Source organism: Listeria sp. PSOL-1 (assembly GCF_902806445.1).
In the GTDB taxonomy this organism is placed as follows: domain Bacteria; phylum Bacillota; class Bacilli; order Lactobacillales; family Listeriaceae; genus Listeria.
On the sequence record NZ_LR760298.1, the window covers coordinates 241,822 to 254,571 of the forward strand.

Annotated in this window: 9 protein-coding genes; 7 read left to right on the forward strand and 2 right to left on the reverse strand. The window is 36.4% G+C overall.

The window, feature by feature from the left end; genetic code table 11:
• Nucleotides 1-146: 146 nt before the first annotated feature.
• A complete protein-coding gene (locus G6Q10_RS01200; protein WP_163652045.1) occupies nt 147-1,163 on the reverse strand; it encodes a tagatose-bisphosphate aldolase in 1,017 nt (338 codons plus the stop codon).
• A gap of 196 nt (nt 1,164-1,359) precedes the next feature.
• Between G6Q10_RS01200 and G6Q10_RS01205 the strand changes: the two genes are divergently transcribed.
• The 6 genes from G6Q10_RS01205 to G6Q10_RS01230 all read left to right on the forward strand — a co-directional run bounded on the left by G6Q10_RS01205 (nt 1,360) and on the right by G6Q10_RS01230 (nt 10,614).
• Nucleotides 1,360-2,547, forward strand: coding sequence for a serine hydrolase domain-containing protein (locus G6Q10_RS01205; RefSeq protein WP_163652047.1), 1,188 nt, complete (start codon nt 1,360-1,362; stop codon nt 2,545-2,547).
• Between the two features lie 121 nt (nt 2,548-2,668).
• The gene (locus G6Q10_RS01210; protein WP_163652049.1) at nt 2,669-3,421 is read left to right on the forward strand and encodes a DeoR/GlpR family DNA-binding transcription regulator; all 753 of its coding nucleotides are present in this window, start codon (nt 2,669-2,671) and stop codon (nt 3,419-3,421) included.
• The gene (pfkB, locus tag G6Q10_RS01215) at nt 3,418-4,329 is read left to right on the forward strand and encodes a 1-phosphofructokinase (protein ID WP_163652051.1); all 912 of its coding nucleotides are present in this window, start codon (nt 3,418-3,420) and stop codon (nt 4,327-4,329) included. The genes G6Q10_RS01210 and pfkB overlap by 4 nt, the downstream gene beginning before the upstream one ends.
• 17 nt (nt 4,330-4,346) lie before the next feature.
• A complete protein-coding gene (locus tag G6Q10_RS01220; RefSeq protein ID WP_163652053.1) occupies nt 4,347-6,209 on the forward strand; it encodes a PTS fructose transporter subunit IIABC in 1,863 nt (620 codons plus the stop codon).
• 342 nt (nt 6,210-6,551) lie between these two features.
• On the forward strand, nt 6,552-8,036 hold the full coding sequence (locus G6Q10_RS01225; RefSeq protein ID WP_163652055.1) for an AcpB/EbpR/MafR family transcriptional regulator: 1,485 nt from the start codon (nt 6,552-6,554) through the stop codon (nt 8,034-8,036).
• A 157-nt stretch (nt 8,037-8,193) separates the two neighbouring features.
• Entirely contained in the window at nt 8,194-10,614 is a 2,421-nt protein-coding gene (locus tag G6Q10_RS01230) for a SpaA isopeptide-forming pilin-related protein (protein ID WP_163652057.1), read from the forward strand.
• Nucleotides 10,615-10,843: 229 nt separating this feature from the next.
• Here the strand turns inward: G6Q10_RS01230 and G6Q10_RS10025 are convergent, their stop codons facing one another.
• Entirely contained in the window at nt 10,844-11,017 is a 174-nt protein-coding gene (locus G6Q10_RS10025; RefSeq protein WP_197914071.1) for a hypothetical protein, read from the reverse strand.
• Between the two features lie 238 nt (nt 11,018-11,255).
• Here G6Q10_RS10025 and G6Q10_RS01235 point away from each other — a divergent pair, with 238 nt between their 5' ends.
• Complete coding sequence (locus tag G6Q10_RS01235) at nt 11,256-12,272, forward strand: PTS sugar transporter subunit IIC (protein WP_163652059.1); 1,017 nt, start codon at nt 11,256-11,258, stop codon at nt 12,270-12,272.
• The last annotated feature ends 478 nt before the right edge of the window (nt 12,273-12,750 follow it).

The window sequence follows — 12,750 nt, forward strand, 5'->3', positions numbered from 1 at the left end:
GTATTCGCTAATAGTAGAAAAAAGAGGATAAAGCACCAATTCTTTAGAAGGGTTAAGAAGTAAAATCATTAGCAACTACTCATCTGATTAACGAAATTACAAAATAAAAAAAGCAGAAGAGCTTTAAACTGCTTCTGCTTTTTTTATTATTCTTTTTCGATTACATGGATATCCTCAAATGAACCATATTTTGTCCACCAAGGAACAGCACCTTCGTCTAATAATTTATTGAGTGAGGTGATATTTTCTTTCCCTTGTGCGCGCAGCCATTTACGTAGAGCGTCTTCTCCTTCTTTGCCGTAAACGTTAATTCCATCTTTCCAAGTTGCGCGGCCACACAAAACGCCGCTATATTGTACTTGATATTGATTAGCAAAAGCGATGGTTTCATGGAAAAGTCTAGCAGTTACACCTGCACTTAAGTAAATAAAAGGCAATGTACTTAAATCGGAGCATTCTTCAAAATGATTAGCTGCTTCTTCTTTTGAATAGGCAGTTTCTCCTTCAGTAAAACCTTCGACGTAGTTAAAATTGACGGGGACTTCTAATTTAAGTACATCTACACCGTAACGAGGTTTAATAAATTCTTTGATGGCTGCTTTAACTTTTGCTGGTTTAAGTCTTGCGTATTCTAATGAAGCAGAATCAGCAATATTTGCATCATAAGTAATGGGTTCAAGGAAGAAAGGAATGTCAACCTCTTTGCATTCGGCGCCAATTCTTTCGAGAAAAGCGTGTTTAATATTATTAATTTCAGCTGGTTCATCAGGATCATAGTAAACAAGAATTTTTACTGCATCTCCGCCATTTTCTTTAATACGTAAAGCGGAAAGGTCTTCAATTAAGTCAGGAAGTTTACCGGGGATCGTTGTATCATAACCCGTTTTTTCATAAGAAGTAAGAAGGCCACAGCCCTCGTGTCTAGCTTTAATAGCAGGCGTTCCATATTCAAGATCAAGCAAAATTGCTGAGGCATAAGGTGTAAGTTCTTCTGAAACGAGCTGTTTAAAATCTTCGACATCTTTTTTGCTTTCTGTTCCTTTTGCTGCTTGAATCATTTTTTTGAGCGAGCCGCGTTGGTCGATTGCAAGTGCGGCAATGACTCCTTTATCATTAGAAAGTCTTTGTAAACCTTCAAATTTGCCCTTTGTTATTGTAACCATATGATCGATCTCCTTTTCAAAGTTGTTCTTGACTTTTTATTTTTCCCTAAAAAATTTTTATTAAACATACTTATAACCTATTGCAATATGATAGCAATTGCTCTACCATACAAAGAAGGGGAGTTGTTCGCGTTAGCATTTATTATAGCTTAGTAACTTTTCTGCATACTAGCTAATGATTGACAGGAGTGGTAAGATGGAGCAACGCAGAAGAAATCGTAATGAAAGCGTTCAATTAAAAAGAAAGTTTAGAAGACAAGTGGTGTTAAGTGTTTTCAGTATATTAATATTACTGATCTTGATCTTTTCTGTAATTAAATTATTTATTCCACACGATGAGACACCTAGTCCGAGTCCGAAAGAACAAACAAAGAGTATATCTAAAGAACAAAAGCCAAAGAAAAAAGTAGAAGCAAAAACCAAACTAAGTGAGACAGTTATGGAAAATGAAGCTATCGATAAATATTTGATAAGTATTGGTTTTAGTGGTACAGCTTATATTGTACGTGAAGGAAAAGTAGTGCTAAATAAAGGTTATAAAGAAGCGAATCGAGAAAATAAAGTACAAAACAATCCAGATACGGTTTATTTTGTTGGCTCGGCGCAAAAAGCTTTTACAGCGACTGCTATTTTGCAATTAGCTGAACGAGGAAAATTAAAAATTGATGATCCAATTAATAAATATTTACCTGATTTTCCAAATGGGAAGAATATTACATTACGTAATTTCTTGACCCATACATCTGGAATTAATGGACATAAGGAAGGTCAGGGAGCGATTACGCCTCAAGCGCTTATAGATGATATTAAAAAACAAGGAATCGCACGTAGTCCAGGCAAGTGGTATTACATGGATTCCAATTATACAGTCCTTTCTTATTTAGTAGAAAAGCTTAGTGGTATGCCATTAGCAGAATACCTTACAAAATATGTCTTCAAGCCAGCTGGAATGAAGCATGTCGGTTTTTATCAAACATTTAAGAAAGAGCCTTATCCATCGGTAGGCTATTATGTAGCTAAAGATGGAAATTATACAACGCCCGCGATGCCTGATTTATCGCAATTATTTGGTGTTGGAAATATGTATATGTCTGCAAGTGATATGCAATTGTTTGATAAGGCACTTTTTGAAAGAAAATTAATTAATGATGCGAGTTTTCGCGAAATGTTCAAAAAAGGTAGTTCCTCTGGATATGGCTTTGGTTTTTACGTTGATCCAGGGAGTTATAATAATCATGGCATTTTAAATGGCTGGAACATCTCAAATAGTTTTAGCCACACAGGGAAAACCTATGTTATGCTCTTTTCTAACGTTCAAAATAACATCTCATCTTTTGGTAAAGTGAATAATGAAATTTATAAGTTATTGAATAAAACGAATTAAATCATAAAAAACCATCATTTGTGTTAAAGTAAATGATGGTTTTTTTATGAATTTTTTTGAAAGAAAGCGATTGAAAATGAATGTTTTTGATGGTATAATAATGAAGGATGGAGGGGAAGAGATGCTAAATGCAGAACGAAAACAGCGAATTATTGAAGTTTTAGAGCAAGATGGCGTTGTGAAATTAGTCGAATTAGTTCAACAGCTTAATAGCTCTGAATCAACGATTAGAAGAGATTTGATTGAATTAGAGGAAAAAGGTTTACTTGAGCGAGTTCACGGTGGTGCCAAGCTAACAAACTCACATAATTCAGAACCAAGTATGAACGAAAAATCATTCAAAAACATTCATGTCAAGCGTGAAATGGCTAAATACAGTGCCAAGCTGATTTCAGAAGGAGATTGTATTTATCTTGATGCTGGTTCAACAACCATCGAATTAATTCCTTTTTTAGCTGATAAACGTGTTACTGTTGTAACGAATGGTTTAGAACATGTTGAAAAATTAGTAAAGTTACAAATCGAAGCGTACTTACTAGGCGGAAAAATGAAAGTGCATACAAAAGCTGTAATCGGTGCAATTGCGCTAGATAATTTAAAAAACTACCATTTCAATAAAGCTTTTATCGGCACCAACGCAGTCCATCAAAATTATGGTTTTACAACACCCGATATTGAAGAGGCTTATTTAAAGCGTTCAGCACATCTCGCTTCTGATGCAACATTTGTACTAGCTGACCATAGTAAGTTCACTGAAAATAAATTTGCCAAAATGTTTGCTCTTAAAGAGGCAACACTTATTACTGATACCATTCCAAAAAATGTCAAAGAAAAATTTATCCAAAATTCCAAAATAATCGAGGTTGAGAAATGATTTATACAATAACACTAAATCCATCGATTGATTATATTGTTGAGGTGGAACATTTAGAACTTGGGCGCCTGAATCGCATGAAACGGGACTACAAACTTCCAGGTGGCAAAGGAATAAACGTCTCGCGTGTGCTGAATCAATTAGATGTAAAAACGAATGCTACAGGTTTTTTAGGAGGATTTACAGGTGATTTTATTGAAAAATGGCTCAACAATGAAGGGATCGGTTCTAGTTTTACCAAAATTTCAGATGATACTCGTATTAATATTAAGTTAAAAGATGAAGCGGAGACAGAAATTAATGGTCTTGGTCCTACGATAAGTGAAGCTGAGATTGCAAATTTCTTTAGTCAGCTAAATAAAATTGAGGCAAGTGATACTGTTATCTTATCAGGGAGTATTCCTCCTTCATTAGGAAACCATTTTTATGAGCGAATTATTGATTTATGTATTCGTAAAGGCGCAGAATTTATGATCGACACGACAGGCGACGAATTAATCCATGCGATAGCTAAAAAGCCACTATTAATTAAACCAAATCATCATGAGTTGGAGGAATTATTTCAAGTTACTTTTAATACAATGGAGGAGATCGTCCCTTATGGCAAAAAGTGCCTAGAACTTGGCGCTAAACATGTCATCGTTTCAATGGCACAAGATGGAGCACTTCTTTTTACAGATGAGGCCGTTTATTTTGCTAAACCAATTATTGGTCAAGTGAAAAATTCAGTCGGTGCAGGAGATTCGATGATCGCTGGTTTCATTGGGACATTGTGCAATACAAATGATCCAATTGAAGCATTCAAAATGGGCGTTGCAACAGGAACGGCGACAGCCTTTTCGACTGATTTGGCTACGGCGAAACAAATTCGCGCATTGATTCCTCTTGTAGACGTTAACAAATTATAAAAGTTGGAGGAAATAGAATGAAAATCACTGATTTATTAAATAAAGACGTCATGATTATGTCTCTTAAAGCAACAAATAAAGAAGAAGCGATTGATGAAATGATTGCTTCACTTAGTCAGCATCAAAAAATCAATGATATCAATCTTTTTAAAAAAGCTATCATGACGCGTGAAGAGGAAAGTTCAACGGGTATTGGTGAAGGAATTGCAATGCCGCATGCAAAAACAAAAGCAGTTAGTGAACCTACTGTAGTTTTTGCCAAAAGTGAAGCAGGAATTGACTATGCTTCGCTTGACGGAGAGCCTGCGTATTTATTTTTCATGATTGCTGCAACTGATGGTGCGAATGAAACACATCTAGAAACTTTGGCAGCGCTGTCACGTTTACTTATTCATCCTGACTTTGTGCAAAAGTTAAAAGCTGCTAAAACATCAGAAGAAGTCATTCATTTATTTGATATGGAAGAAGCAAAATCGAAGCCAGAGGAGGCGATAGGAAGTTCAGATAATGATCAATTCATTGTTGCTGTAACCGCTTGCCCGACTGGAATTGCGCACACATACATGGCAGAAGATGCGCTAAAGAATAAAGCAAAAGAAATGGGCGTTTCGATTCGAGTTGAAACAAACGGCTCAGAAGGAGTAAAAAATCGCTTAACCAAAGAAGAAATTACACGCGCTAAAGGAGTCATTGTTGCTGCTGATAAAAAAGTTGAAATGGCTCGCTTTGATGGTAAGCATCTTTTGGAAACACCAGTAAGCGATGGGATTCGGAAGCCAGAAGAGCTGATTAATCGAGCATTAAGACAGGAAGCACCAGTTTTTCATGATGAGGGGGCCCCTGCTTCTGAAAGTGAGGAAAAAACCTCAGTTGGTAGTAAAATTTATAAAGATTTGATGAACGGTATTTCTCATATGCTACCATTTGTTGTTGGTGGCGGGATTTTAATGGCTTTATCTTTTTTAATCGAAAATTTTGCTAAGGATAGCTCTATTTTCAAGATGCTTAGTCAAATTACAGGTGGTGAGTCAGGTGCTTTTCTCTTTTTGATACCGATTTTGGCTGGATTTATTGCTAGTAGTATTGCTGACAGACCAGGATTAATGCCAGGGATCGTTGGCGGGCTAATGGCTTATAAGACAGGTGCTGGTTTCTTAGGAGGGATTGCCGCTGGATTTATTGCGGGTTATGTTGTTCTTGGATTAAGAAAAATGTTTGCTGGTATGCCGAGGACCCTTGATGGATTAAAACCAATTTTACTTTATCCTGTTTTTGGGCTATTAATTACTGGGGCGATAATGTACTATATTGCTGATCCATTTTTTAAAGTGATTAATCATTTTTTGACAACGCAGCTTGAAAGTTTGGGAACCGCTAATTCGGTAATTTTAGGCATTGTTTTAGGTGGAATGATGGCGCTTGATATGGGAGGCCCGTTTAATAAGGTGGCTTATACATTTTCAATTGGCGTATTCACATCGACACATGATGGCGCATTCATGGCCGCTGTGATGGCTGGTGGAATGGTTCCACCACTTGCGATCGCCATTGCAACAACGTTTTTTAAAGATAAATTTACAGAACAACAAAAACAAGCAGGGATTACGAATTATATTTTAGGATTATCTTTTATTACAGAAGGAGCGATTCCTTTTGCAGCAGTTGATCCGCTTCGAGTGATCACTTCCTCAGTTATTGGTTCTGCGATTGCTGGAGGCTTAACGCAGCTTTGGAGCGTCAATGTTCCTGCGCCACATGGTGGGGTTTTTGTTGCTTTGCTGGCCAATAAGCCTGTTTTATTCCTTGTTGCTATTTTAATTGGTACAATTATTTCTGGAGTGATATATGGTTTTTGGAAAAAAGCCGCTACAGCTAAATAATGATTTGAAAAGAGTTTGGGACAATCATGTATGTCCTAAGCTCTTTTGTGTAAAATGTAAAAAAGAAGATATTTTTTAGAAGTTTAACATTTTTTTAATAGGGAAAAAATGTTAAACTTCCAAAAAAAGTGTCTCTTTTTTTTCTTAAAACGAATATAAGGTTGAGACGCATGTTAGTAAAATTAGGTGCTATACTACAGATATCAACAAAGCTATATTTTAGTATCCTCTATACTATAATTTCAAGATTATGTGTACTTTTAAATACATAATCTATCGCATTGTGATTTCATAATTATGTACTATTTGATACATGATTATGTTTTTAAGGGAGGAAGAACTGTGTATAAAGAAGCTTTATTAGATCTATCAGAACAAGAAAATGTTCGTCTCATTAAAATATTATTTATTGCTGGAGGATATATGCATCGAGAAGAACTCTTTCGTAAATTGGGTATTCATAATAAAACCTTACAACGGAGGGTTCAAAGTATCAATGAAACGTTTCAGCGTTTAGGACATCCTCATGTTATTTATTATGATGAGGAAAAAGAACAGTATCATATTCAAGTCCAAAAAGTCTCGCTTAATTTGAATAGATTAACTTATACGTATTTGGAAGAATCAACGAATTTTCAAATTTTGGATGCGATTTGGACCCAATCTAGCCCAACTACTGAATCTTTGACTCAACAGTTATTTATTAGTCGATCAGAATATTATCGACGTTTACATTTTTTAAATGAGTGGCTACAATCTTTTGACATCAAAATTTATAAAAATCAATTTATAGGCGAAGAGTGGCAAATCCGTTTCTTCGCATATCAATTATATTCTAAGATACATCCACAACATTTTTTATATGACCGGACCATTACAGAAAGCCAACATCAAGTGATTGAGGCACTAGAAGATGCTTGGCAAATTTCATGGAATCAAGTGCAACGTCAAAGACTAGCTTTATGGCTTTCTTTATCTTTGCAGCATCAAGGGAAAACATCGACATATGAAGTACCCGCTTCTTTTTGCCAGCATGGGAAAGCAGTGAATCATCATTTGGGAGCTAATTTCCCTAAAAATGCGCTCGAAAAATATTTTGAAGGTAGTAATAATCTAGATTTTGAGCAACAGGCACTTATCTGTTTTTGCACTATTTTCCCATTCTTTCCTGAGGGCCATCCTTTACCGCGAAAGATTTTAGAAGAAGTAGAAAGTGATCATTCTAATCTGATTGTGAAACTGTCCCATCATTTGCTTCGTACTTTTCGAGAGGGTGCAAATGATGACATGCCGTTTTTGGCTTTACCGGATGCTTGGTATTGGTATACAAGCTTAGGGCATACTTTATGGATTAAAGGAACGATTTACTATTTTGATAAAGAAACAACAGAATTTTATATGGAGGCAAACTATCGCTATATTAATGTGAAAAAAATCATCAGAGAAACCTTACAACAACCTGATTTTGCTGTAACAGCTTGGCCTAGAAACCAATGGCTATTAATCCATAAATGCGCACTTTTTGTATATAAGCATCGGGATCTGTTTAATACACCATTGCGTATTGGTGTCTTTTTACATGCTGACACCTTAATTGTTGATATTTACTTGAATCATTTAAAATATGAATTGTTGAAAAATCTTTATATATCTGTTGAGCCCTATCAAGAGACAGAAGATTATGACCTTATTATTACGAACTTGGCTTTTCCTATCCAAGCGCATACACAAATTTATTTTTTAACTGATGTAGGGAATCCACAAGAAGAGCAAGCCGTTCATGCTTTAGTACAAGGTATCTTAGTTAATCAAAGATCAAATGGATAAGAACGAGACTCATATCCTGTTAAATAAAATGAATAGAGATAGGTGATGAGCGATACTGACTATGTTTCGGTATGGTTTTATCAAATGTCAAATCGTGTTCATTTTAGAAAAAATTCAGTTTTTATAAATTGTTTTTCAAAAAGGAGCTTTTAAATTTATGAAAGAAATAATAATGAAACAAATCAAAATGGTGGCTGTTTTTTTAATTACATTAGCCTCTGTGTTCTCTGTTCCTAGTATGCCTTCCAATATGGATCATGTTAAAGCAGTAGATGCTTCTGACGGAAATATCCACGTAACGCCGAATAATTTTTTAGATTATTTTAGATTGAATGGTTCAGCTACTTACGAACAGTTTACAGGGATTGTTACGATTACACCAAATGAGACATATCAAAGTGGTAATTTTTCATTAAAAAGCAAGATTGATATGACCAAAAATTTTACGCTTAAAGGAAAAATTAATTTAGGAGATAAATCACAATTAAATCGAGGAGCAGACGGTATCGGAATTGGTTTTCATCCAGGAAGTACAACGGATGTAGGGGCATATGGTGGAGGCCTTGGGATAGGAGGATTAAAGGATGCCTTTGGGTTTAAACTTGATACCTATTTTAATTTCAATGGACATACGGCATATACGCCTGATCCACCAGAATTTGGTAGCCAAGAGGGGCATGGAGTAGCTTTTGCTGGTTTTATTCATGCGGATGAATCAGGTGTACTTTCCACTTATATGGGAAGTGATGCGCCTGGAAAACAAATTCCTGAACCCTCAAATAATCAGTTCAAAGATGTAACTTTTGCTTATAATGGAGAAAGTAAACAGATAACAGTGACGTACGATGAGCAAGTATGGTCAAAAGATGTTTCAACATGGATATCAGAAGATGCTTTAGCTTTTATCGTTGCTGCCTCAACTGGTAATAGGTATAACTTACAACAATTCCAACTCACTTCCTTTGATTATGTCACAACTGGTGCGGCTGAGCTTATCAAAAGCGATGCAAATGATGCGCATAAGCTTTTAGCGGGAGCAGAATTCAGTATACAAGATCGCTCTGGCACAACCATCCAATCAGGTTTAACGACAAATAATAAAGGTATGTTGAAAGCAGAAGGCCTTCAATTTGGTGAGTATCAATTTGTGGAGACAAAAGCTCCAGCGGGCTATATTCTTGATACTAAGCCGGTTCCCTTTACTGTGACAGCAGATAACGCCGTGGATCCTGTACAAGTCAAAATGACAAATCAGGAAAAACCAGGGGATGTGACCTTAACAAAAGTCGATCAACGCGATGAAACCAAAACTTTAGCAGGAGCAGAATTTAGCTTGCAAGATACTTCAGGAAAGACGCTGCAACCAGGGCTAATCACTGATAATGCAGGGCAAGTTACTGTTCAAAATCTTTCGGCTGGAAAATACCAATTTGTGGAGACGAAAGCGCCAACTGGTTATATTCTCGATACTAAGCCGATTCCTTTTACCGTAACAGGCCTTAATGCTGGAAATCCTGTTCAAGTGAAAGCGACAAACCAAGAAAAACCAGGAGATGTAAAGCTTACAAAAGTTGACCAGGTGAATACAAGTAAGACATTGGCAGGAGCAGAGTTTAACTTACAAGATACTACTGGTAAGAATCTGCAAACAGGATTGACTACGGACGCTAAAGGAGAATTAACTGTCAAAGATCTGGCCCCAGGGAATTATCAATTTGTCGAAGTTAAAGCTCCAACGGGCTATATTTTAGATCCAACACCTCTTTCTTTCACGATTGCGCATAATCCTACACAAACCTTAGAGCTTACAGCAAAAAACCAACAGCAACCTGGAGATGTGAGGCTTACAAAAGTCGATCGTAACAACCATGATAAAACATTGGCTAATGCAGAATTCAGCTTACAAGATGATACAGGTAAAACGTTGCAAAGTGGTTTAAAAACTGATGATGATGGAAGAATTGCGTTGAAAAGTTTACAAGCTGGCGAGTATCGGTTTGTAGAAACAAAAGCTCCTGAAGGATATTTATTAAATGCGACACCAATATCTTTTACAATAACAGAAAATCAAACACATGCTGTAGAAGTAATAGCAGAGAATGAAAGGCAATTTGGTGAAGTGATACTGACCAAAGTTGCTAAAGAAAATCCAGGCCAGACCTTAGCAGGGGCAGAATTTACACTTCAAGATCAAAATGGCAAGGAGCTCCAAACGGGACTTATAACCAATTCATCAGGTAAAATCCAAGTAAAAAGTTTAGAGCCGGGTAAGTATCAATTTGTGGAAACAAAGGCACCAAAAGGCTACCAGCTCGATGCTACACCTACTGTCTTTACTATTAAAAGGGGGCAAAGCGAAGCGACAAATGTTACCGTAATAAATAGTAAACGAACAGTCACAAAACCCCATGACCCAGGCACAGGTTCTAGTGTATCAGGAGGACCTTCTTCAGGGAAAAAAGGCATAGATAAAGTCCTTCCAGGAACAGGTGATATTTTTGAAAAAGTATGGGTTTTTGGAGGTATTATAATTGTGATCGGTATTGTCATCATGTGGTGGAGAAGAAGCGAAAGATAGCTAAAAGAAGAGGAAATCCTCTTCTTTTTTTGAGGAGTATGAAGCTCGGTAAATTAGGATAAAAATGCGTAAACAATAACTAACAGGGCGATTTGGTTGGATAAACAGACTAACATGTCCTATCAATTTAAAATTTTATACTTAAAGAACAATCTATGATAAACAAATAAGCTTCCAAAAATCAAATTGTTGATTTTTGGAAGCTTGTTTTTTTAGGAAGAACAAGCTCTTAATAATATGATCCGGAGTGTCTATTTTTTGCTTTTACCATTAAAATAATACCTAAAATAACTAAAATTACACCAGCTAAGAAAATAAAGAAGCCAGCTATGCCCGTTATGCTAAAAGAAACACCAATCGCAATTAAGCCAATGAGGAGAAGAATTAGGCCAGTAATTTTCAAATCAAGAACACCTCGCTTTATTAATCTACCCTAAGTATAACAAAAATGAATATAGAAATTAACATCTTTTTTACTAAAAACATTATATTCATATTTTTTACTGATAAACAAGGCTGTAAAAGTAAAATTTTTCTGATATAGTTAGGAAAAGATGAGCAAACGATCACAGATCGCAACTTGAACTTACAGACGAGATCTATAAGCTTGTAAGAAAGGTATAAAAAGGGAGTTTATTGAAATGAAAAGTTATTTGATCGATCGGGCGTATAAAGCGTCAATGGGAATTGCTAATGCAGTTTTAGTAACACTTGGAATGGGACTGCTAATTCAAACGATTGGCCAGTTGATCAATCTACCTATTTTGGTTCAGATTGGTGCGATTAGTAAGGCGATGCTTATCCCAGGAATTGGCGTTGGTATTGCGTTATGTTTACAAGCCAACACACTGGTCATTATTAGCGCGGCGATTTCTGCTATTATTGGTGGGGGAGCAAGTATTGCGCTTGAAAAAACGGGTTTTGCAATTGCGGGAGGAGAGCCGATTGGTGCGATTTTAGCCACATTAATCGCGGTTTGGTGTGGCAAAAAGGTATCTGGAAAAACAAGATTCGATATGCTTTTAATTCCAGCAGTATCTCTTCTTTCTGGTGGGTTAAGCGGTTTGCTATTTGCTAGAGTAATGACGCCAATACTTGTTACGGTGAGTCGTTTTATTACAACACTCGTTGAAGGATCACCGCTTATTTCTTCTATGGTAATTGCCCTTATTTTTGGGCTGTTGATTCTTAGTCCTGCTTCATCTGCAGCGCTTGCTATTGCGCTCCAGTTGGACGGATCGGCTAGTGCAGCTGCTTTAATTGGTTGCTCAGTGCAGTTTGTATCCTTTGCTATTTTAAGTTTTAAAGATAATAATTGGGGTGCTTTTTTTGCGCAATTTATTTGTACGCCTAAATTGCAAACGCCAAATATTATCAAAAAACCGCGCTTAATGCTGATTCCTTTACTTTCAACTTTAATCGCTGGTCCACTCGGCGTACTTGTATTTCATATTCAGGCCTCAAGCGAAGTAGCAGGCATGGGCCTATGCGCATTTGTTGCACCACTTTATCTTGTTGCCAATTATGGCGTGGTTTCACTATTGCTCTTTTTAGTGGCAGCTGTGCTTTTACCTGCTATTATTGCTTTTGTAGCTAAGCCCTATCTCATTCAAACCAAACATCTTGAAGCAGGAGATTTAAAAATAGAAGTAGAGTAGGCAATTTAATGGCTTCGTAAATATAAAAGTACTTAAAAAATGCGTTTATCCGCTTTAAAAGAACCCCTTTCCAATATTGGAAAGGGGTTCTTGACAAATGAGCTAACTTGCCGCTCATCTGATGGGCCGGTATTTGTCTGATGTTTCTGCTTAAACATACACTAGAATGCGATGTGACATTCGGAAATAAGTTATCTTCTTCAAGCGAAAATTCATTACTTATAACCGTTCAATCAACAAAGTTATGATACTTCAACCCTTTGCTTAAAAAAGCTAGGCGAATAACTAAATTTCGCATCCTATCTTTTTGAAATATTCGTCCTTGACGCGGCTTTTACTCGTCGCCTTCCTCCTGCAATTTCAAAAAGAATTGACTTTAACCAACATTCTTCTTTCTCCATCAGACTTGTAATCCGGCATATGGCAAAGCTGAGAATTCAGCTTATACGCACTGTAAACATTCACTCAGATCAATGTG

Bases quoted from the DNA above. Each gene is read 5' to 3' on its own strand.
- G6Q10_RS01200 (WP_163652045.1), bottom strand. From the start codon at position 1,163: ATGGTTACAATAACAAAGGGCAAATTTGAAGGTTTACAAAGACTTTCT.
- G6Q10_RS01205 (WP_163652047.1), top strand. From the start codon at position 1,360: ATGGAGCAACGCAGAAGAAATCGTAATGAAAGCGTTCAATTAAAAAGA.
- G6Q10_RS01210 (WP_163652049.1), top strand. From the start codon at position 2,669: ATGCTAAATGCAGAACGAAAACAGCGAATTATTGAAGTTTTAGAGCAA.
- pfkB (WP_163652051.1), top strand. From the start codon at position 3,418: ATGATTTATACAATAACACTAAATCCATCGATTGATTATATTGTTGAG.
- G6Q10_RS01220 (WP_163652053.1), top strand. From the start codon at position 4,347: ATGAAAATCACTGATTTATTAAATAAAGACGTCATGATTATGTCTCTT.
- G6Q10_RS01230 (WP_163652057.1), top strand. From the start codon at position 8,194: ATGAAAGAAATAATAATGAAACAAATCAAAATGGTGGCTGTTTTTTTA.
- G6Q10_RS01235 (WP_163652059.1), top strand. From the start codon at position 11,256: ATGAAAAGTTATTTGATCGATCGGGCGTATAAAGCGTCAATGGGAATT.